The sequence below is a fragment of the Pseudomonas entomophila genome, assembly GCF_029478665.1.
In the GTDB taxonomy this organism is placed as follows: Bacteria; Pseudomonadota; Gammaproteobacteria; order Pseudomonadales; family Pseudomonadaceae; genus Aquipseudomonas; species Aquipseudomonas entomophila_F.
This window is the reverse complement of record NZ_JARPQB010000007.1, coordinates 12,415-32,942: the sequence shown is the minus strand read 5'-3', so window position 1 is coordinate 32,942 and position 20,528 is coordinate 12,415. Positions and strand designations below refer to the sequence as shown.

Annotated in this window: 27 protein-coding genes; 4 read left to right on the top strand and 23 right to left on the bottom strand. The window is 60.6% G+C overall.

The window, feature by feature from the left end; translation table 11 throughout:
- The 7 genes from P5705_RS05175 to P5705_RS05145 form a co-directional block, all read right to left on the bottom strand.
- Entirely contained in the window at positions 1-339 is a 339-nt protein-coding gene (locus tag P5705_RS05175; RefSeq protein ID WP_277459837.1) for a phage tail protein, read from the bottom strand.
- Positions 339-3,752 (bottom strand): phage tail tape measure protein, encoded by a 3,414-nt coding sequence (locus tag P5705_RS05170; protein WP_277459836.1) that lies wholly within the window; start codon positions 3,750-3,752, stop codon positions 339-341. Before P5705_RS05170 ends, P5705_RS05175 begins: the two co-directional genes overlap by 1 nt.
- A gap of 50 nt (positions 3,753-3,802) precedes the next feature.
- Positions 3,803-4,300, bottom strand: coding sequence for a hypothetical protein (locus P5705_RS05165; protein WP_277459835.1), 498 nt, complete (start codon positions 4,298-4,300; stop codon positions 3,803-3,805).
- Between the two features lie 377 nt (positions 4,301-4,677).
- Positions 4,678-5,136, bottom strand: coding sequence for a hypothetical protein (locus P5705_RS05160; RefSeq protein WP_277459834.1), 459 nt, complete (start codon positions 5,134-5,136; stop codon positions 4,678-4,680).
- The gene (locus tag P5705_RS05155; RefSeq protein WP_277459833.1) at positions 5,129-5,704 is read right to left on the bottom strand and encodes a hypothetical protein; all 576 of its coding nucleotides are present in this window, start codon (positions 5,702-5,704) and stop codon (positions 5,129-5,131) included. Before P5705_RS05155 ends, P5705_RS05160 begins: the two co-directional genes overlap by 8 nt.
- Entirely contained in the window at positions 5,701-6,720 is a 1,020-nt protein-coding gene (locus P5705_RS05150) for a BRO-N domain-containing protein (RefSeq protein WP_277459832.1), read from the bottom strand. The genes P5705_RS05155 and P5705_RS05150 overlap by 4 nt, the downstream gene beginning before the upstream one ends.
- Entirely contained in the window at positions 6,698-6,865 is a 168-nt protein-coding gene (locus P5705_RS05145; protein ID WP_277459831.1) for an Arc family DNA-binding protein, read from the bottom strand. Before P5705_RS05145 ends, P5705_RS05150 begins: the two co-directional genes overlap by 23 nt.
- Before the next feature lie 141 nt (positions 6,866-7,006).
- Here P5705_RS05145 and P5705_RS05140 point away from each other — a divergent pair, with 141 nt between their 5' ends.
- Together P5705_RS05140 and P5705_RS05135 are read left to right on the top strand one after the other, a co-directional pair.
- Positions 7,007-7,495, top strand: coding sequence for a helix-turn-helix domain-containing protein (locus P5705_RS05140; RefSeq protein ID WP_277459830.1), 489 nt, complete (start codon positions 7,007-7,009; stop codon positions 7,493-7,495).
- 6 nt (positions 7,496-7,501) lie between these two features.
- Positions 7,502-8,116: a hypothetical protein gene (locus P5705_RS05135; protein WP_277459829.1), complete on the top strand. Its 615-nt coding sequence runs from the start codon at positions 7,502-7,504 to the stop codon at positions 8,114-8,116.
- A 33-nt stretch (positions 8,117-8,149) separates the two neighbouring features.
- Here the strand turns inward: P5705_RS05135 and P5705_RS05130 are convergent, their stop codons facing one another.
- Positions 8,150-8,656, bottom strand: a complete 507-nt coding sequence (locus P5705_RS05130; protein WP_277459828.1) for a hypothetical protein — start codon at positions 8,654-8,656, stop codon at positions 8,150-8,152.
- A gap of 133 nt (positions 8,657-8,789) precedes the next feature.
- On the opposite strand from P5705_RS05130, the gene P5705_RS05125 reads away from it, so the two are divergent.
- Positions 8,790-9,392, top strand: a complete 603-nt coding sequence (locus tag P5705_RS05125; protein ID WP_277459827.1) for a hypothetical protein — start codon at positions 8,790-8,792, stop codon at positions 9,390-9,392.
- 1 nt (position 9,393) lies between these two features.
- Here the strand turns inward: P5705_RS05125 and P5705_RS05120 are convergent, their stop codons facing one another.
- The 10 genes from P5705_RS05120 to P5705_RS05075 are packed head-to-tail and all read right to left on the bottom strand — an operon-like array spanning position 9,394 to position 14,911.
- Positions 9,394-9,663, bottom strand: a complete 270-nt coding sequence (locus tag P5705_RS05120; protein ID WP_277459914.1) for a DUF1799 domain-containing protein — start codon at positions 9,661-9,663, stop codon at positions 9,394-9,396.
- A gap of 47 nt (positions 9,664-9,710) precedes the next feature.
- The gene (locus P5705_RS05115; protein ID WP_277459826.1) at positions 9,711-10,094 is read right to left on the bottom strand and encodes a phage tail assembly chaperone; all 384 of its coding nucleotides are present in this window, start codon (positions 10,092-10,094) and stop codon (positions 9,711-9,713) included.
- Positions 10,095-10,103: 9 nt separating this feature from the next.
- A complete protein-coding gene (locus P5705_RS05110) occupies positions 10,104-10,757 on the bottom strand; it encodes a phage tail protein (RefSeq protein ID WP_277459825.1) in 654 nt (217 codons plus the stop codon).
- Positions 10,758-10,793: 36 nt separating this feature from the next.
- A complete protein-coding gene (locus P5705_RS05105; protein ID WP_277459824.1) occupies positions 10,794-11,222 on the bottom strand; it encodes a phage tail terminator-like protein in 429 nt (142 codons plus the stop codon).
- A complete protein-coding gene (locus P5705_RS05100) occupies positions 11,219-11,893 on the bottom strand; it encodes a hypothetical protein (RefSeq protein WP_277459823.1) in 675 nt (224 codons plus the stop codon). Before P5705_RS05100 ends, P5705_RS05105 begins: the two co-directional genes overlap by 4 nt.
- A gap of 1 nt (position 11,894) precedes the next feature.
- Positions 11,895-12,287 (bottom strand): hypothetical protein, encoded by a 393-nt coding sequence (locus tag P5705_RS05095; protein ID WP_277459822.1) that lies wholly within the window; start codon positions 12,285-12,287, stop codon positions 11,895-11,897.
- Positions 12,288-12,290: 3 nt separating this feature from the next.
- Positions 12,291-12,668, bottom strand: coding sequence for a hypothetical protein (locus P5705_RS05090; protein ID WP_277459820.1), 378 nt, complete (start codon positions 12,666-12,668; stop codon positions 12,291-12,293).
- Between the two features lie 3 nt (positions 12,669-12,671).
- Entirely contained in the window at positions 12,672-13,109 is a 438-nt protein-coding gene (locus P5705_RS05085) for a HeH/LEM domain-containing protein (protein WP_277459819.1), read from the bottom strand.
- A gap of 47 nt (positions 13,110-13,156) precedes the next feature.
- Entirely contained in the window at positions 13,157-14,134 is a 978-nt protein-coding gene (locus P5705_RS05080) for a major capsid protein (RefSeq protein ID WP_277459818.1), read from the bottom strand.
- A gap of 3 nt (positions 14,135-14,137) precedes the next feature.
- Positions 14,138-14,911 (bottom strand): hypothetical protein, encoded by a 774-nt coding sequence (locus P5705_RS05075; protein ID WP_277459817.1) that lies wholly within the window; start codon positions 14,909-14,911, stop codon positions 14,138-14,140.
- Positions 14,912-15,049: 138 nt separating this feature from the next.
- On the opposite strand from P5705_RS05075, the gene P5705_RS05070 reads away from it, so the two are divergent.
- Complete coding sequence (locus tag P5705_RS05070; protein WP_277459816.1) at positions 15,050-15,568, top strand: hypothetical protein; 519 nt, start codon at positions 15,050-15,052, stop codon at positions 15,566-15,568.
- A gap of 1 nt (position 15,569) precedes the next feature.
- Here P5705_RS05070 and P5705_RS05065 read toward each other — a convergent pair whose 3' ends face one another.
- Genes P5705_RS05065 through P5705_RS05045 form a run of 5 tightly spaced genes read right to left on the bottom strand, consistent with a single transcriptional unit; the run spans position 15,570 to position 20,459 of the window.
- A complete protein-coding gene (locus P5705_RS05065; RefSeq protein WP_277459815.1) occupies positions 15,570-16,661 on the bottom strand; it encodes a minor capsid protein in 1,092 nt (363 codons plus the stop codon).
- Positions 16,588-18,039, bottom strand: coding sequence for a DUF4055 domain-containing protein (locus P5705_RS05060; protein WP_277459814.1), 1,452 nt, complete (start codon positions 18,037-18,039; stop codon positions 16,588-16,590). The genes P5705_RS05065 and P5705_RS05060 overlap by 74 nt, the downstream gene beginning before the upstream one ends.
- Positions 18,039-19,367 carry a terminase gene (locus P5705_RS05055; protein ID WP_277459813.1) on the bottom strand — a complete coding sequence of 443 codons (1,329 nt, stop codon included), beginning with the start codon at positions 19,365-19,367 and terminating at the stop codon, positions 18,039-18,041. The genes P5705_RS05060 and P5705_RS05055 overlap by 1 nt, the downstream gene beginning before the upstream one ends.
- On the bottom strand, positions 19,342-19,818 hold the full coding sequence (locus P5705_RS05050; RefSeq protein WP_277459812.1) for a DUF2280 domain-containing protein: 477 nt from the start codon (positions 19,816-19,818) through the stop codon (positions 19,342-19,344). The genes P5705_RS05055 and P5705_RS05050 overlap by 26 nt, the downstream gene beginning before the upstream one ends.
- Positions 19,819-19,850: 32 nt before the next feature.
- A complete protein-coding gene (locus tag P5705_RS05045; RefSeq protein ID WP_277459811.1) occupies positions 19,851-20,459 on the bottom strand; it encodes a putative metallopeptidase in 609 nt (202 codons plus the stop codon).
- Between the last annotated feature and the right edge of the window lie 69 nt (positions 20,460-20,528).

Sequence of the window (20,528 nt, the reverse complement as noted above, 5' to 3'; positions counted from 1 at the left end):
TTACGGGTGGAAGGCTCGCCGGAAGGTCGCGGTGACCTTGAATTGCTCGCCGCCCATGGGGGTCGGCTTGGGGTCGACGCAGGTGAACAGCCCCAGCTCACCGAGCGGGGTGCTCCAGAGGAAGGCCTTCGCGCCGGCGTGCCGGTCGAAAAAGGCCATGACCTCCAGCACCCGGGACTTCCTCCCGGTGATGGTCACCGGGTAGCTGTCTTCCTTGTTGTTCGGGCCATCGCCCACGACCTGCCGGTATCCGCCGCCGAAGCGAGACTCCCGCACCCGATATTGGATGTCGGGTGTCTCGCCGCGCTCGGTGGGCCAGCGAAAGGTTTCGATTGCCATCAGGCTCTCCCTTTGATTGCGCGCCAGGTGGCTCCGCTGGGACCGAGCGTCTTCCGCTCGTTGCTGGCGATCTCGGCGCGCACCATCTGGAGGAACTGTGGTGCCAGTTTCTGCCCAAGCTCGGTATCAGCTTCCACGTCGCCCGACCCGTCGCGGTTGATATTTATGGTGATCTCCATTTTCTGCTCCATGCCGGCACTCGACGCTCCCGAGGTTCCACCCACAGCGCGCACCCCGAGGTTGCCATCCGGCGCCCGGGTCAGCGGCATGATTGCCTCCGGACCCGCCTCACCGAACACGCCCGCCCCCTTCGCGAAGGCGAATAATTGGGGCGTGCTGTGCACCTGGTTGCTGAAGTGCGAGAGGCTCGGTGAGTCGTACACCCCGCCCTTGGCGTTCGCCACAAATGAACCCTCGCTGAACCCGGTCATGGTTCCCTCGCCAACTGCCGAGGCACCACCACCAAAGAACCCACCGATGACCGATCCGAAAAGGCTGCCGGCAATGCCGGTGATCGCCTGCCGCGTCGCGATCCTGGCCATGTCCGCCAGCACCGACTTAGTGAAGTCGGAGAACGACAGCTTGCCGGTGATGGCGAAGTTTGCGATCGCGTCCTCCATGCTGGAGAAAGCGTTGCTGAACAGCGTGCGGGTCTGGCCTGCAACGTCCCGAGCCTGCTCCAGGTAACTGCTGAACGCAGACGATGCCCCGTTTCGCCAGTCACCCTGCGCCGCCGTCATGGCGTCGTAGTTGACGATGGTCGTTTCCTGCAGGTCCCGCTCAGTCTTTTTCAGGGCTGCCAGCTTCTGGTTGTACTCGTCGAGGCTCATGCCGCGGGAGCCGTCGCCGTACTGATTGGCCAGGTCCAGCCGCTGCTGGTTCATCCGGTCGGTGATGCCGTTCTGCTGGTCCTGCAAGGCGCGCTGGCGATCGCCAAGGCCCAGACCATCGGCAGCTCGCTGCCCCTGAAGCCTCAGGGCCTTGACCTGCTGATCAAGGGCATCAGTGTAGGTCTGCACCGCCCTCGCCTGCTTGGCCAGGCGGCCCTGCTCATTGGTGGCGAGCACGGCCAATTCCGAGTCAGCATCCTTCTGCGCCTTGACCATGGCGGCCCGCGCGTCGGCAATCTTCTGGTCAAGCTGAATGCGCTGCTGGGCGTTGGTGCTGCTCCGGCCTTTTGCGTCCTCCAGGGCCTTGATTTCGGCCTCATAGGCGTTGGTGACCTCGGCCTTCTGCTGCTCGATGATCGCGGCGCGCTGGGAGGCGTACGACTCCTGGGAGATGATCCCGGCCTTCTGCGCCGCATCCAGCTCCTTCTGGTGGTTTTTGTACTCGGCAAGGATGGCGCTCAACGCATTCTTTTGGTCGTTGAAGCTGGATAAATCAACCGCTGAAGAACGCGCTGCGGCCGGTTTGAATTTAGCCTTGGTCTGCGCCTCCAGGGCGGTCTCCTGCTCAGCAGTAATCGTGTAGCCAGCGCGGCGAGCCTCTGCGACTTGCCGCCTATTTTCATCAAGCGCTTTCTTCAGTTTTTCAGACTTCGGTGCTGTGCTGTCGATAGCCTTCTGAAGGGCCTGATAGGCTTTGGTGCCGCGCTCTACGGCCTCCGCCTCGAACATGGCTGCTCGAGCCTTGGATTGGTCATCAACCTCCTGCTGAAGAACCCCAGTCCACTCTTTGCCAATCTCTGTTGTGCTGCCCTGGGCAGCCTCAAAACCGGACAGAAGCCCGCCTCCTAGACCGCCAGCACCAATGTTCGCTCGCTGCTCAAGTTGACGGAGCTTGTCCTCAAAGGTCTCCTCTCGACCGATGTCGAGAAATGCATCCCAGGCCCCCTTAGCCGCCCCCTTAGCAGAGTCCCAGGCACGCTCTACATACCCCAAATTACGCTGTATCTCTCCGGCGCGCTTTGTCAAAGCATCCGCATATGCACCCTCGGCAATTTGCTGAGCTCCAAGGGTATCTCCTTGCTCTTGAAGTGCATGAATCTGACTGAAAACTGCCGCGGTCAAGAAGCGATACTTTTCGTTAAGGGCAACTACGGCCTTGACTGGATCATCTGCAAGTTTTGCAAATTCAGCCACAGTTTCAGACGCAGCCCTTCCAGTCGCCTTCTCGAACGAAAGCGCGGCAATCGCGATCTGCTCAAAGCTGGAGCTGACTATTTTTCCGGTCCCTGCGAGTTGAGCCAGAACAGCAGCAGCCGCTCCCGTGGTGCCAACGGTTGAGCCAACCTGTCTCGCCATTGCAGCCAGGCCAGATGTCGTGGCGCCCGCTGCATTTCCGGTCGTCACCAGGCTCTGAAGAAACGCATCTTGCTCCTTACTACCTTGATAGTACGCTAGACCCAGAGCGGCAAGTGCGGCTCCTACGGCAGTCAGCGGGGTTACTAGCCCAGCCACATAGCCGCCCATTGCCTTCGCTGCTGGTCCGATACCACCGAAGCTATCCCGCAATTGAGTGCCCTGCTGAAGCATAACCTGCATGGGCGCCTGGCCGGCCTGCAATGACACCACGATGTCGCTGAACTGCATCGGGACCATGCGCAGTGCTGCAGCGGTCTGCTTGGCCGTCATGCCGGTTCTGTTCAGTGCAGCATCAGCGCCACCCAAGGCTGTGCGCGCCTGATCGATCTTCGCCTGGTACTCGCCGAACGTCTCCGCATCAAGCGCGCCACTGGTGCGGAAGCCCTTCAACTTCTGCTCCATCTGGTCCAGCCGGCTCATGGCAGCCACGGTCGGGTCGATCTTGCCGAGCAGTTCCTCAAGCGCCTGGCCTTCTTCCCGGTGCGCGCCAGCGGCCTTCTTCGCCGCCTCCGCCTGGCGCTCCTCCGTGGCGATGAGGGCCTGGGCCCGACTGTTGATGGCTGCCTGCCGGCTGGCACTGTCCGACAGCACAGCATTCGCCTTGGCGGTGACCTCGGCGCTTTGCTCGGTCGCCCGGTTAAGTGACTGGACGTATTGGCTGGCCTCCAGCGAGGCCTTTGCAACTGCCAGAATCCTGGCTTGCTGCTCAGCGGCGGATTCGGCTGCGCGCCGGCCGGCCTGGGCGCCAGCATCCGTGGCACTGGTAAGCCCCTCCTGCACCTTGCCTGCCTGCGCGACCTCAGTACGAAAAGCCCCAATGTTCGCTGCGGCGCTACTGAACGCCGTGGAGGCACTGGTAACGGCGCGCCCTACAGTGGCCATCTGCTGCGCCAGCTCAGTTTGCTTGGCGTTGAGCGTCTGTAGTTCCTGCACGATTTGCCGGGTATCGCCCTGCAGGCTGCCCAGGGCGGACTCCCAGGCGCGTCCAGTTCGGCCAGCCGACTCCTCACTGCGCTTACCGGCATCCGTTAGCTGATCGAGGTTATCTTTCGCCTCAACGGCATCGCCGGAGTCGATCTGCAGGCCAAGGGAGGCGATGGTGGTCATGATTTTCTCCAGGCGTAAAAAAGCCCGCGCTAGGCGGGCCTTGGTTCAGGCTAATCTTTCGTTCGGCACTGATCGAAGTTTTCATACCAAAAACTAACTAAGGCAGAGACGCGAGGCTCACTTCCAGTGAACTCACTCGTGATTTCAATGATTTCATCGCTCAACTTGTACTTGCTCGATGCCCAGACCACGCCCCACGGCACTCGCTCGTCCTTAACCGGCATCCCATACTTCGCCTTCAACTCGACCATCAACGTCGAGCTCGATCGGTTCACGTTCTCAAAGCGCATCTGTACCAAGCAGAGGCCACCGTCCTTGGTGAACACATAGTTGTAACTGTCAGCTTGAGCGTCCAGCTTCGGTGCCTGTTTTGAAGAATAGATAGTGGCCCCGACATTGTTTGAGCCTTCCTTTTGCAGTACAGCGTGCTTCTCTATTTGCTCTAGCTTGAGGCCCATCTTCGTTCCTGCTGGGCCGCCCCAGGGTCCGTCATCAGAACAGCCGTACACCACCGCTGCTGCCAGAGTCACCAGTGCCAAACGCTTCATGCGCGCCCTCCTTGTTAATGAGGGCAATCTACCATCGCGTCGTGTCAGTGCAAAACCAAGCAGCGGCACCAAAAGAAAAGGCACCCGAAGGTGCCCTGTCTATGCCGTTTACGGCCCATACCATGGCCCGACCCGCCAAGCCGAATCTCAGCTTGCCAGACCTGACCCCAGCCCACCTGACCTGAGCAGACCAGAGCACGCCGTGCCATCGAGTGACTGTCGCCACTGTAATACCCCCTCATTGAAGGGGTATTACGCTGGTTTCAGCCCATACCACAGCCCGCCCGACCTTAGCAGAACTCACCTTGGCCAACCTAACCACTAGCAGCTTTCGCCACTGCACAACGCACCCTCTGGATGCGCTGTACGCTGTGAAATCAGCTCAACGCCTTGGTAGTCATGCCGCGCAGCGCGGAGAACTTCGCCACCTGGTCCAGGTTGTCCCGCCGCTGCTCGTCCGTCAGCTCAGTGATCCGCAGGTGCCGGAGCTTCTGCCCGGTGCTGCGGAACACCTTGCGGACATTGCGTCCCAGCTCATCCATCGCCACGCCTGTCTGCTCATGCGGCGGCACCCATCGGTAGCCGCGCCCACGAACCGACTGCAGGCATACCTGATGGTCGCGCAGCAGATCAGCCTTGAACGCTTCGACATTGGCCAGCCATTCGAACTGGCGATCCCGAAACTGGTCGACCGTCAGCGACCTGGATTCGCTCATCGAAAGCATCCCGAACCGCGCCTCCAGCCAGTCATGGCCGACAAGATCGCCGTACTTGAACTGCGCCAGGAAGTCTTCGACCGCCTGCTTGTGCGCCGGATACTTGGTGACCTCAGACATAAGCCACCTCGAAGCGCCCGAAGCGCGGCCGATATTCGCAGACGCCGATCAGCTTTCCGGCGTCCTCAATAGCCTTCTTGACCTCCTGAAGGTCCAACACATCGGTGTTGATAGCCACCTCAAGCTGGCAGGCCCAGTCGAGGAAGATCGGCCGGTACCGCATGATCTTGGCCTGTCCGACCTTCACGCCTCGGCAGTCGACGAAACGCTGATCCTCCCAAAGCGACTCCGGCGTGTCAGGCCCCTCAAAGTCCAGGCTGGCTCTGTCGGTCATCACGAGAGCGCCGCGCTTCCAGTGGGTACCCAGTTTTTGCAACTTGGCGCCGGCTAGGAAAGTGGCGTCAAAGTTTGCCCCCGGAATGTGGATGCCGGCTCGCTCGTCGAAGTAGATGCCTGCAATGAACTCGGACCTCGCGATGGCTACATGATCGTCATCAACTTTTTTGCGCTTGCTGGTGAGTTCCCGATGCGCCTTCGTTGCCGGGTGCAGCGGGTTAGCCAGCTTGTCGGAGTGCATCATCAGCGGCGAGGTGCCCTTGATGCTCAAGGTCAGCAGTTCCATGCTCATACTGCAGCCCTCCCCTTGAAAGGCCCGACCGCATAGCGCTGAGGACGCTCAACCGCTTGGTTGAGTCCCGAAATGAATGAACTCAAGGAGTCCAGCTTGTTGCGGTAAGTCCTGAGCTCCCACCATGCTCCACGGATGTCGTAGCCTGCCTCCTCCAATTGCCAGAGTAGGCTTTCCAGCGGGGTACCCTCTCCGTGAATGTCGCGGAGATCATACAGCGTCACGTCCAGCCAAGCCTTTTCACTGCCGCGCTCTACCAGCATGCCTTCCCGGCGCGCGGCGAGCGCTTCAATTGGGTAATGGATGCTCAGTGGGAGCTGCAACTGAGGCTGTTCCTTTTCGATGAACTCGCCCTCCAACACCCGGTAAGCCGCAATGAAGGTACAAGCCGCTTCGAACTGGCCAGCAGGGATAAGTTCGGTGCGCGGCACGTTGAAACGGGTGTGCAGTCGATTGTGCATGGTGAGTACGAAACTGTGCCGCAAGCTCGACGGCAGCGATTTGCTCTTGCCCCGAATGAGGCCCTTGATAACGCTGAGCTCGCTCATACCGATCAGTTCGTCAATGAGGGTCGGCATCTTGGCCTGCCTGTCCTCGTAGCGCCCATGCTTGCGAATAGCTGGCAAGACCTCAGCAGTCACCCACTTCTTGAAGCGCTTGGCCTCAGCCTTGCGGCTGCGCAGGATCGCCGAGTACAGGCCGGACTCATTGATGACCAGCAATTCTTGGTCGCCGCCGGGGGTCGGCACAATCTGCCGACCCTTCTCGTCGTCGTCCAAATTGCGTGTCATGTCCTTGGCTTCTGCGTAAAGCAACGCGGAAGCTACGTCGGTGGCAACAAACCACGGCTGATCATCGATCATCAGCGTGCGAACCTGATGCTTGCCGAAATTGAACGGGACCACGTTTGTGCTATTATTCGCCATGACGATTTCTTCCTCGAAGTTGATCTCGTTACCCAAAGCCTCAGCGCCCGCCAGCACTGGGGCTTTTTCATGCCCGCTGTTTTTGCTCATCCTGTATCTCCTGCTCCAAGGACTTCCTCAGGCGAAAAACGATTTCGCCGCTCAGGCTTCGGCCGTTCTCCTCGGCACGCTGCTCCAGCTTTTGCCGAAGCGTGCAAAGCATCCGTACTGCTGTAGTGATTTTATCGCTTCCCATTGCCGTGCTTCCTTTGCTTCATTTACAAGGTCGATTCTTGCTTCCTTTGCTTCATTTGTCAAACGATAGTGTGTCATTTGTTGCTTTGTACGTTTCTAGGCACGTACGCTGTGCGGATGCAACGCACCTTTTGAGCCCCAAATGACCGATCTCTTCGCTGACAAGCTAATCCGACTTCGAACGCAAAAAGGCTTCACGCAGAGGGACCTTGCTGCAATGGCTGGCCTTTCGTGGTCGCAGATATCGAAATACGAGTCGGGAAAATCGAAGCCTCGTAAGAAAGCTTTATGGGCACTGGAGGAGGCGCTGGACTGCCCCGGTGAATTGTCTAGTCAGATAGAAGCCTCGGCAGACGGTACCCATGCAGCCAGCCCCACAATGCAAGATCGCCTGGTGGACGCACTCCACTCGCTCGACCCCGAGATCCAAAAGAGATGGAAGGAAGAAGCGAGAGAAAAAGGGCTCGACTATGAGGATTACATCTTCCGCAGCGTCAAAGCGAACATGCTTGAGATGTCGCGCGATGCCGAAAAGCAGGGTGATCAGAAGACAGCTAACGTCTTGCGGATAGTGGCTCTTGCGCTTTTCCGGTGGATAGAAGAGCCGAGTGAATCCGCCGAAGATGACTAAACTGCAATGACACAAAACCATAACCCGGCCCAGCGCCGAGATATTTGTGATGCCATCCAAGCAAAGAAAACAATGAAAAGAGAGCTATTCGGAACGGACGTAGATAAGAAAATTGGGCAGTTTCATCGAATATTCGACCGAGACAGTGATCTGCTGTCTGCAGTGCTGCGCGGCCACATGACTGTCGAAGAACAAATGCATGATTTGATAGCGGCTGGGGTCGCCCAATACTCCCGCCCTTACAGCCGAAACGACATTTTTACTTTCGGCACTGCTACGGAGCTCTGCAGGGCAATTGTAGGCTCGGCCATGGGGCCCGAGCTGTGGGATTCGATTAAGGCGCTCAACAACCTACGCAACGCAGTAGGACATCGAAATGAACCAGCACGCCTGAAGCCACTGCTAGCAAAATTTTTCAAAGTCAGTGAGCCGATCGGCTTCGCTGTTTATCAGAAGAACTTCGCGCCGTACGAGCCTGAGGGAGAGGACGAGGAGACCCATGCGATTGTCATCCGAACCCGCTCAATGGCCATATGGACAATACTGGGAATTCTCGCCGACCAATTAGCACGTGAGCTGGATCCCGTACTCAAGGATCGACGAAATCCTCTCAAGGCTTAAGGCAAAAAGCCCAGCGCGGGGCTGGGCTGAGGGCTACCGACTTGAATCGTCACTCGCTGATGTATCGAGCTTCGAGCGAATGATGATTTCAACTTGACTACGGTCGACGCTATAGGTCCGTGCGAGCTCACGGATGGCTCTGCTCAAAGTCAAAGAGCCCCTTTCTCCTTCAACAACAGTAAGCGGGACTGGATCACCGACCCGGAAGAAGTCATCGTTCTCGAATTCGAAAAGCTCAGCACCTACCCCGCGGTACTTATAGTCATTGAATGCTGCATGATAGCCATCCTCAGTATTCTTCATGACCAGTGAACGTAGCTCAAGAAATCGAGCAAATCGCCCCACACCTTTTTTCTGTGGTATCACGATTTCTTTGATCTTAGCCACCATACTTGGGCTGTGATAACTGCAGAGAATCAAATACTCCACGTCATACCAGTCACCACTACCATTCAGTGTCGAAGGTACTTTCACTCCCCGCTCAATGGCAAGACTTTCCATTTGGCCCTGATCGAGCGCGATCGAAACAGCTTTGATCATCGTAATCCCTCACACAAAATCCGGATCCTAGCGCGTTCCTGTCCACCCATCCACCCTGGACGGAAAGCCAGTAGCACGGAGCAAGCGTTCGGATTAGCCTCCGACAGCTGTAATGCATGGCCAGGAGGGCCATATGACATCGTTCCTCTTCTATACAGACGCCAATGAGATAATCGTTGCAACCGATACGCTCCTACATTATCCCGACGGTTCTCCGCCAGGCTTCGTGAGCAAGGCCCTTGCTTTCCCGCACCTGCGAATGATCATTGCCGGCACAGGATCCGGTCTGTTCTACAATCGCTGGATCGGCCTGGTGAATCACCAAGGCACCTTCCTCGATGTGGATGCGATCAATGTACACGCTCCGCAAGAGCTTCAGGTTCTCTGGAGCGAACTGAATGCTCAGACCGAGGCCACCCAGGACCAGACGGCAACGATCTATCACTTTGGCTTCATTGATGATGCTGTTCATGGATTCGCCTATCGCTCTGTCAATGACTTTCGCTCGGAACGCTTGCAGTACGGACTGGGAGTGAAGCCTGAGCTAACTTCTTACTCTGGCCTTGACCTACAGACTTTTCCGAAATGCGCGCCAGAGATAATGCGCACTCAAATTCGACAAGAGCTTGAGAAGACAGATGGCCGTGTTTACATCGGTGGCACCGTACAGGTTACGCACGCAAGTAAGCAGGGCATCTTAATCTACTCGCTCGGCGATCTGAACACTCCGAATTGACCTAATCGGCCCCCGCCTCAGCCATCACGGCCAGAGCTTCGTGCTCCATGATGCGGAGATCGGGGAAAATTTCGGTGAGTTCTCGGCGCTTTATTCCGAGCATCGACGCGACCGCGGGGATGGCTGTGTAGTCCAACCCCGAAGGTCCTCCCTGGCCCAAGCGCCACTGCGTGCCCAATGCCTCGAATACCAGAAGGGCTGGCCAAGCATCTGGCCAAACCTCCATCTCTTCCTCGGGGAGGTCGGCCTGGCTCAGCCCAATGGCCGCCAACTGCTCGGCGGACGGGCCGCGCTCATACAACGCCCGGGCCGCCGCCCTCAGTTTCCCAGGCGGGCCGGGTTGTAGGCCGCCTGGTAGGCATCGGTCACTGCCTTCGGTGCGCCGGTGCAGGTGCGTACCAGGTCGACGATGGCCTCAGCACTAAACTCGTCCTCCAGATCCCAGCCGGTGATGATCTCGCCCAGCTGCTCGGCCTGCAGGGTGATTTCACCGGCGGTGACCTCCTCCCAGCTCGCGCCATCCTTCTGGGCCTTTTCTGCCCAGGCATCGCGCGCTTTGTTCCAGCGGTCGAACATGCTTGCCAGTGTCACCCGGTCCATGTAGCGGAACTGGAACTCGACCGGCACCGACTCGCCACCGATGCGTGGGACCTGCACAACCGTGGTGAAAGTCGGGTTTTGCGCGATCTTGATCTTCGCCATGGGCTCTCCTTAGGCGCTGTAACGGGTTGGGCGGCCGGACAGGCCAACGCTGATGGTGCGGGTCATCAGCTGGTTGCGCTCCATGGTCGGCGTGCTGGTGATGCTGACGTAGCCAGGCAGCAAGATCTGACCGCCCCCCGGAAGCTTGAGGCGGATCACCGTCAGTTCCTTGGAGTCGTCGTAGCCCTCTACCACAGGCACGTACAGCGCGGTCGGCTGGTCCTCGACCGTCACAGACACGCTGATCGGGTTGCGGTTGGTCGGGAACTGCAGATCGTCGTCGTTCTCGAGGTAGCCGACAGTGAGGAACTGCTGCTCGCCGCCGGAGACGGTGAAGCCGGTCACTTTCGAGATCTGCGTCCAGCCCGACACCGGGACAACCGAGCCAACGCCGGCACCGGCGGTGTACCGGTCGGTGTTGGTGGTGTCCAGGCCCGCCAGTGAGAACGCGTCGGTGGTGACGTTGGCGGCCTTGGCGGTGCGGTCGTTGATGAGGGCCCAGCCGGAGCTGATCAGCAGAACGTCGTCGGCATCGATGCTGTGGCCTGCCGCGCTCGCCACTGGCGGCTTGGCATTGGTCAGGGCAGTGAAAGGCACAGCGGTGCCCTGGGTGCTGGCAATCTCCAGCACAGAACCGTTCGGCAGCGGGATGCGTGCGGCCATGTGTGTTTCCTCTTGGTAGCCCGCCGGGCGGCGGTGTTATGCCCCAGCGGGCGGTTGGTCCGCGATGCCGCGGTAGGTGAAGCTGGCCGGGACTGTGTAAGTCGCCGACTCGGTGATGGTGGGGCCCTGTTCTACCGGCTCGACTACCATGCCCTCGAAGCCGTTTCGGCTGAGCTCCGAATCCACCCGGAAGAGGCTAGAAAGCTCTCCGACCAAAGTCTCGGCGGCCGCCAGCGCCTGGCCCGCCGGGCAGCTAATGCTGACCTGGTAAACACCGGTGTACTCATAGGCTTCACCGCCCAAGTAGCGGCAGGTGGTGCTGGCCGGGAGCAGGAAGGCGCGCAGGTAGGTTTCGTCGGGACCGGCCTCGAAAGCCTGCTCGAAGTTCGCGACCCGGATCGGGCGCGCCGCGGCCCAGGCCATCAGCTTGATTTCGATGGCCTGACGGGCTCGTGCATGGCTCATACGCGGTGATTCCTTATGGCTTCCTCGACGATGCGCTGGAAATTCGCCAGGGTGACCCTGACCATGCCGGCCGGGGCCTGGGTTGAGTGGCCGTATTCCAGCGGCACCGCGTACGCCAGGTTGTTCACGATGTATGCGGTCTGGCCGATGGTCAGCGCCTGCACCTGGGTGATGAGCGCGGTAATGGCTTCGCTGCCCGACGGGTCGATGCGGTCGAGTTCCTCAGTCGCTGGCGAATCAATGGAGAACTGCCAGTTGCCCCGGAATCGCCCGCCCACGTAGCCCTGACCAGCGACCAGGCCATTGGTAGCGAAGTTCTGCACACGCTCGGTCTTGGTTAAAGGCTTGGCGTACTTCACCCCTCTACGAAGCTTCCCGGCCTTGGTGAAGTTGTCCTGGTTCAGGTTGATCAGGGTATTGCGGACCGCGACCTTGAAGTCGTAGTCGTCGGCGGCCCTGGTGGCTTTGGCGCGGTGCGCCACGTTGGCAGCCCACAGCTCCGGGTTGCCGACCGGCGACATGCGGATAACGCTGCTGCCGATCTCGATCACAATCTCGCGGAAGGTGGCGTCTAGGGCTTGCTCTGCCTGCTCGGCGAATGCCCGGATAGCTTCAGCGAAGCCGCCCTGCTGGCCACCGTATCGCTGTGCCATATGTGTGCCGCGCGCCATATCACTTCCTCAGCTGGACGGTCCAAGTCGCCCTGGCTGGGTCCTCGGACACATTGAGTACGCGGTAACCTCTCACCTGGTCGCCGATCTTGGGCGCCGCCGGAACATCGGTAACAGCGCCAGCCTGGCCCTCGAACAGTTCGTTCTGCAGCACCAGCAGCTTCACGTCCTCGGTCTGGATACGCGTGCCATCGATTTCCTTGGCCAGGTAGCTGCCGAACACGCCGCGCCCGGTGTAGTGGATGGTCGTGGCCGGCACGGTGCCGCCGGCTTCGGGGTCATATCCGCCCTTGACCATTCGACTCCCTGCAACAGGCTTCACCGCATCGGCCAGGCCATCCGGATCATCGAACGCTTCCGCCAGGTCTGCCTGGATTTCTTCGCGCATGCCCATGGGTCAGATTCTCTTGAGCATTACGGTGCCGGCGCGCCGGGTCCAGGGAGCGATGAGGTCCAGAGCGAAGTTCTCGCCAGCAGAGCGATCGACTGAGCCCGCAACATAGGTCTTGCTGGTCGAGGTGCCGGCCTGGGCCGACACGGTCTTGCTCTGCACCTCGCGCTGGGTGTCCTTGTAGAGCTGGCCAGCCACAGCCAGCTTGGCCACCTGCGCACCGGCATTGACGATGGCGTCCGGCACCGGATCTGGCACCGCCCGTTTGATCTTGGCCGTGAGCCAGGCATTGGCCATGGCCACGGCAAGTTCCGCATCACTGGCGCCGGCCCAGCCCGACCCGAGCTTCTCGTTGACGTCGGCGACGGTGATGTAGTCGGTCATGGCTTACTCCTGCGGGATCAGGCCTTGCAGGTCGGGCTTCTTCGCGCTTGCATCGAAGTCGATGCCCTTGGCGGTGAGCCAATCCTTCAGTTCGGGCACGTTCATCTTGTGAGGGTCAGTCTCGAGATTGCCGTGGCCCTCCTCCTCCAGCGCCATCGCGATCTCTGCCGCAGTACTGATGGCGGCATAGCCTGCAGGTGGGTAGGCCGATGCCTTGTAACCCTCCGCCACCCATTGAGCGACGGTGGGACCATCCAGGCGCAGCCCTTCCTCGATCTCGCTGATGCTGATGCCTTGGCGCTGGTACGCCTCGCCGATATGCGGAGCATCGCCCTGCACGGACACCGAGGTCGCGCCGTCGATCACGCCGAAAAACTGATCCAGGCGGCGATAGCAGGTGCCGCGCTCGCTGCCCGGGGTGTTGGTGTAGATGACTTTCATGCTGATCTCCTGCGCAGGGCGCCAGGCCGGCGCCCTGCATCATGGGGTCAAGGGGTAGCGGTGCCGCTGATGACTGCGGCGAACGGAACCTGCTTGCGGTCGAAGACGCGCTTCCAGTTGGCCGCCGAGGCGTACTGGGCGGCGGTCGGGCTCAGGTTGCGGTTCTCGCTGCCCTGCCAGCTGAAGCCGGCCGGCTGGAGGATGTAGGTTTTGCGCTCCCACAAGACCTCGGCACCGCCGCCGTTACCGCCATCGGCCTTGCGCTGCATCTCAACCGGCATGTGCGGGTCGCCCTCGCCGTAGCCGAATGCGCCTTGGCCGAAGAACAGCGAGAGGAACTGGCCCGGCGCGTAGGTCAGGGCGTCATCCATGAACACCGGCTTGCCCAGGTAGGTCGCCAGGATGATCTTGCCCTGCGAGTCGCGCAGGTACTCGATCATGTCCTGCTTGACCATCTGATTCATGACGACCGAGTGCACGCCGATGGCGCCGAACATGTCGGCGGCGTCACCGGCAGTGAAGGCGGCATCTTGGAAGGCGTTGGCACTGATAGATGCGCCCGCATCCTTGACCATGTCGCCGCCGTTCTGGGCGATGTTGGCCGCTATGATGCCGCGTCCTGCGCCCATCAGATAACGCTGCCACTGGCGGGTCCAGTAGGTGCCGAAGCGGTTGCGGATGTGCTGCATCGGCTCGGAGTTGGCGAGTTCAGCAGTCAGGTCAGAGACGCCGTAGCCCTTGTTGAGGTACAGGGTTCGGGCGCGCATGCTGCCCTGTTCGGCCTTGCCGACAGCACCCATGTCGTCAGGGTCATCGTTGGAGATGTTCGGCGCCTCGTCGGCATCGAGATCTTGCCAGTAACTGATCTCGGAAGTGCCCTGACCGTTCTTGGCGATGTTGTCCAAGGTAGCCGAGCGGGTGATGATGCCCGACTCGTAGACGGCGGTCTTTTCTGGAGAGTTCACCGGCTCCAGAGTGCCGTAGTAGTCGGCAACGAAGATGTCCGACAGTTGGGTAGATGCCATGGGTTAGGTCCCTCGGGTGGCTTGAAGTTTTTTGTACGCTTCGGGGTTGTCCCGAGCGATCGCAGCGCGCTCCGCCTCGGTGTACTCGCCCCATTTCTTCGTGGCCTTGCCACCGTTGTCGCCGGTCTGCCCGGCACCCTGAGCCCTTGGCCACAGGTGGGTAGCGGTTTCGCGCAGCGATTCCGCCCATTCGAGGGGAGACAGCGGGGTCTTACCGTCCTTCCCGTACAAGACTTCGCCGGCACGGTCAGTGGCGACAGGCTCGCCGTCTTCGCTCAGTTTGAAGGTGCCGCGGGCGCGGAGGATGATGTCTTCGGCAGCCTCGGGCAGCGCGCCGGCCTTGATGGCGGCAGCGCGGATGAAGTCAGCCAGCACCTTGTCGCTGTACTTGGCAGCGAAGGCTTCGGCCTTGTCGGCGCGCTCGTTGGCGGCCTTGACCTGCTTGTCCAGGTCAGTGCGCAGGCGCTCGGTGCGGCGGCTGATGACTTCGTCGAGCTTGCCCTCGGCGATCAGCTTGGTCTCTTCGTCCTGACCAGCCTTGGCCAGCAGACCCTTGACCGCTTCGATGTCCAGTCCTTCGAACTGACCTTTCAGCTTGTCCAGCTCGGTCTTGATGGCCTTGTTGGAGCCGAGCAGCTCGGTGTTTTTGGACTTGAGGCCAGAGACCTCGCCGTCCAGGAACTTCTGCACCTCGCCGCCCAGCGCTGCCTTCAGCGCGGCGGTTTGGGTTTCGTCGAGAGTGAGGCCGTGGGCGGCCGGGTCGAAATCAAAAGGCATGTGGCTATCCCCAGGGGATTGATGGCCCGCCTTGCGGGCATAAAAAAACCCGCCGAAGCGAGTCAGTTTTGATTGAGTGCGTTGTAGGATGCCGCCGCGAGTGACACCCCTTTTGATCCTTTGTGCGAGCAGTACCCAATGAGAAGTCCTAAACCCTACAACGAGAACAAGAAATCGAGCTGGCTGAGACTTGATGTGACGGTGCAAGTAGCACTCATTACTGGAGTGCTCACTGCCGCTGGATTGGGAGTGCAGACATATGGATCTTACCTGTCGACGAAAAAAGATCTGCGCATGAGCTGCGTGAAAAGGCTCGACGAGCGCGAAGAAAAGCTTCGTACCAAAGCTGAATTCATGCTCGTGTCGATCTCAAAGACCATGACTTATCCATACCACCCCAACCCCTCGCATGAAGAGCTGGCACTTCGGTATGAAACGGCAGTGGCGTCCGCGGAGGCCCTCATAGCAAACTCCCCACCGAGACTGGCGACAAAAACAATGAATCTGCTGGGAAAATTTATGACAGCCGCCCAGCCAACTGATGACGAGACAGTAAGAAACGCCCGAGCTGCTGATCTTGCTGGCGAGGTGAATCCATGGCATGCCATTTACTTTGAAGAACTGATGGCTTTCGACGCCGAGCGGAAAGGCTGCTGACTCACAGCCCAGCAAGCCCGAACGCGAGCGGTTCTAGCTCCTTGAGCTGATCCAACGTCAGCGGCTTGAAGTTCTTGTCCAGTTGCAACGCGGCGAAGCGCTCGGCCGTCAGGCCGCCATCACGGAACAGCTTTCCGCGCACCGGCCCCAGTGCAGCGTCTTGGAACGCCGCTGGCTGTGTTTTGAGCCACTGGTAGTAGCTGAGGCTTGCCGAGACCTGTCCGCCGCCATCCGCGCCCACGGCGGCCCTCGTGGCACTTTGCCCGAACAGGGCCGACAACTTGGTGATCGGCGTAATGGTGGTCCGGCAATGGATGTGGAATGGGGGCACAGGCCCCTTGCCCATCTCGAACTCTCGCCCATCCATGCTCTTGCACTGTGTACTGGTCTTTCGGTCCAGGGTAGCTACGATGCGATAGCCCGGCACCGCCTCGGCATTCGCCTTGAGCGTTTCGACGCGCGCCGTGGTGGCGACATGCTGAACTGCGGTCTGTACAACCGCTCGAGCATTTCGGTTCGTCACAGCCAGCAAGCCGTCCGTGAAGTTCTGCGCTGCGGTGCCGCGTACTGCCTGGGTAATCTCGGCGTTGGTCTGGCCCTGCACGACGCCCATGCGGATGGCATTGGCGACTCTGTCAGACTCGGTGCGCGTCCAGCCGCGGAGGAAGGTCCTGAGCAGCTTTCCACCATCCGCCCCGGTCACCTGCAGCGGCTGCGTATTGATGGCGGCACGAATCAAGGCGTCAGTTGGCATGACCGCATCGATCAGCAGCGCCTGCGCCAGGCTGCGCCCCTCGAATGCAGCCTCGTACTGCGCGATGTCCACGAGGTCAGACTGCATCCGATCGCTGAAGGCCTTGTAGATCTCCAGCAGCTTGCCGCCCACCCGCCCAAGAAACTCCTCAAGCCGGCTCCGGCCGTAGGTGGTCAGCTCCTTGCGGCTGAGCTGGTCGCGGACATGGGCATCAGCCCTTCGCAGGTAGGTCTCGAATTTCTTGACCTCGCCGGCCTTGAGCCGCTCAAGCAGCACCGAGTGGCGGCTGAGCTGCTCCAGCAGCTTCTCGTCCGCCGTTTGCTCCGGTTTCGTCGCCATCGTCTTTGTCCAGGTTCACGCCGCCCGCGCCGTGGTTGTCGCCGATCAGTTCGGCCTCTTCGTCGTAGGGGTGCTCGGGAAGCTTCCCAGTGGTGAGGTACTGCCAGTAAGTCTCGGCGCTGATGGTGCCGGCCATGACACTCTTCTGCAGCTCGGCCAGCACCTGGGCGTTTACCTCTGGAATCACGAACTCCGGCTTGACCGTGAAGACGACGTCGTCCGGGTCGTAGCCAGTCCACTCTGCGGCGTACCGCAAGGCCTGCTCAATGGCCTCAGCCGCAGTGATGACGATGCTGTGCAGGGTGGCATGCTGGTCGTTCTGCCGGGTCTTGCGGGCCTCGCCCGATTCCGTGCCGGACACGTCCATGACCTTGGCGACTGCCTCGAGAGCGGCGTTCTTCTGGTCTTCCATCGCTTTGCGGACAGCTTCGATGCCCGCGCCCTGGAACTCCAGATAGCCGCATTGACCCTTCGGCCCGAGATCCCATGCCGCAGAGGGGCCGGTCACGCTGAGCTCCACGCTCTCGTCCAAGCCGGATACCCACGGCTGCGGGTGGCTGGTCTGATGCAGGGCGGTGAAGTAGTCGGCGCTCAGCTGGTAGGACTTCAGCGCGGCCCTGGCCATGGTCAGCAACGGGATCTCGTCCACGTCGGGCGAGTTGTCGGTGGAGCCGCAGTAGATGACCGGGATGTAGTCCAGGCCGCGCACCAAGTTGTTGCTGCCATCGACGGTGCCCAGCGGGCGATCATCCTCAATCAGCTCGCCGGCCTCGTTACGCACGCCTGTGCGGCAGACCGCGCCGTCCATGTAGAACTCGCGGTACACCGTCTCACATTCGTGGCTGTAGCGGTCCCGCTCCTTGCGCCGAAACTCGCGAAACACCGACAGCACCAGGTCCTGGCGACCACCTTGGTCGGCGGTGTTCCAGTTGATGGCGTTGCGCACTGCATAGGTGGCGAAGTACGGCTGGCCGGCGTCATCGATGTTGACCACCAGCGGCACCCGGCCGTGGGAAATGGCCTGGCGCACGATCCGCAGAAACAGCTGGGTCAGACCGAAGCCATCAGCCGTGGCGTTGTCCTCCAGGCCCTTCAGCCCCGCAGGCAGCTTAACCTCGGGTATCAGCCGCGAGACCAAGCCCATCATCGAGCGCAGCGAGTCGCGCACCCAGTGTTCGTACTGTGCCCGTTCGGTGTAGTTACGGTAGAGGTACGCATTGCCCTGGCCGTCCAGCTTCTCAGCCTCGACCATGCCGCTGGGCTTGGGCAGGTTGCGCGGACTGCGCTTGATGGCGCCTTCGCCCTCCAGGGCGTCGTCCATCATCCGCCACTCTTCGATGTGAGCGTCGTAGTCTGGGTTGGTGGATTGAACAGGCATTACGCCAAACCTCCGATGCGGCGGGTGCCGGCGGACTGAGTCTTGATCGGGAACCGCTTGGCGATGAAGTAGCCGGCGGCGTCGTTCATGTGGTCGTGCCCCTTCTTGGGGTCCTTGTCCGGCTCACCCTTGTCGGTGTAGGTCTGCCGCTCCAGGCACTGCGTAAGCTGCGGACACTGGTCGATGTTGACCTTCAGGCGCCGCTCCCCGTAGGTATTCAGGAACATAGAGTTGACCGCGTTAATGCGATCCTTGACGCCAGGGTTCTGTGAGTCGACCACCACGGTGAAGCCGGCCTTCTTGAGCAGGGAAAGGTCCGATTCACTGGCGTTCTTGCTGCTGGTGTTCTGGCCGCTGGCGTCGGGGTACACGGAGACGCTGTGGCCGGAGAAGCGAACCTTGATCTTCTCGATCATCTCGGGCGTATCCCGCACCGAGTGGAATTCATCCAGCGCCAGCGGCAGGCCGTCCCGGACCACGTACACGACCGCGGCCATCTTCATGACGTTGAAGTCCATGCCGATGTGCACGGCCTCGCCCGGCTTGACGCGCTCGCTGGTGCGGCACTCGGTCCGGTCGAAGGTGTAGTACACCACCCCGGCGTAGTTCTCGAACCCGGCCTCGTATTCCTGGCGGAACGTGCGCGGGTCCATCTTGCGCCGGGCAGCGTCAAGCTCGTCGGCGGGGACGTTACCGCCCTGCAGCGAGGTGTACTGCCAGCTCTTGTGATCAGGCTCGCCGCCCGGCTGCCCGTCACGGTAGGTGTCATAGCAGTGATTGAAGCCTTTCGGCGTGCCGATCCGCAGCGCATGCCCGCCCTTTCTCGACTCCCCGGTCTGAGGGATCGTGTACTGGCAGGTCGAGAGCATTGGCCTGAGCACTTCTTCCCAGGCTGCCCACGGGCAGTCCGCCCATTCGTCCACCAGGACGAAGAACAGGCCGGAGCCCCGCAGGTTGTCGTAATTGTCCAGGCCGACCACACGCATGATGTGGCCGGACTTGAGGGTAATCGAGCACTCGGTCTCGTTCGGCCGGGCCGCGCGCCACGCTTCAGGGATGGCCTGCTTCAGACGGCGCCAGAAAACCCGCTTGGCCTGCTTGAACGTCGGCGCGCCATACCAGATCTCGTCCTCGACGCTCACGCCCCACTCCGCAGCCAACCGGGCCGCGCGGCGCATCTCTGCCTTGCCGAGGAAAGTCTTGCCGAATCGACGCCCACACACCGCATCACGGAAACGCGCCTCAGGCTGAAAGCCCCAGACGTAGATGTTCGCCTGCTTCGGCGTCAGCTTCACCGGCAGGTCATAGGTACGGGGTAGTCGGGACACCTTCGTCTGGCTCCAGCTTGTACTCAGCAACAGCGTGCTGCTGGTCCGCCTGGGAGCCCAGGGGCTTGTCGGGTTCGAGCTTGCGGTTGACGTACATGTCGCCGCATTCCTTGGCCGCCTGCTCGTACAGCTGGGCGGTCAGCGCCAGGTTCCGCATGTTCTCGGCCTTCTCGGCCATCCGGCCCAGGCCGCGCAGGCGAAACGCCCGGTTGGCAATGGGGATCTCGGCTACCTCCTCACGGAAGCGCCTGCGGGTATCCTCAAACAGCGTCCGCCACTTTGCTGCCAGGTTCGCCCCGGCGCGCTTGGTTGGGTCGTGCTGCTCCACCTGCTGGCGGGTCACATCGATGTCGAACTCTTGCTTTACGGCTTGTGAGACCTGGGTGGGCGTGTCAAAGCACGCCAAAGCCTGAACGATGAAGGCTTTCACATCGCTTGTCAGGGCTGCCATAGGTTGGGTTCCGTCTCATGCCTGTCTCACAATCAGGCCGACTTGAGCAGACAGGTTCCGCAGGCCCTCGAAATGTTGATCTTGGCCACCTCGGGCGGCCGGCTTGCAGCGTCGATCAGCTGCTGAACGTCTTCACTGGCACCGTAGCGCCTCACCACACCGACGAACTCTTCGACGTCGTGTCCACGCATCTCCAGCTTGGGCATTCCGTCCTGGGTGAAGGCAGGCGCGCCGTACTTATCGAGCTTGTGGGCGATGTGGAAGAGTTCGTGTTCGACCAATGCGCAGAACTCAGCGTCGGAGCAATGGGCGCAGTAGTCGGCCGCCAACGTGATGAGGAACTCAGGCTCGTCGCCGAACCACTCCCGCATTTGCTGCTCTTGGCGAGCCTTCTGCCATCCGCCAGCGCGGAACATCAGCTGCTCGGCCTGACCGAGAACCACCCGCCCCTGCTTGGCGAATCCACTCGATGCCCACAGCACGCCGACGTTGGCGTCGATTAGGTGGGCATGCTCGGGGTTATGGATGCTGCCGATGTCGGCAAGGATCTCGCTCTGTACCCAATCCCACACGCCCGTGGCCGGTTGCAGCGTGAGCCACATGGATTCGAGCAGGCCAGCCGGAGGCATCGGTCTTTTCATCGAACACCCAACGAATTCTTTGACAAAAAGAACAATGTTCTTTTATGATTCTAATTGTTCTTATTCCAC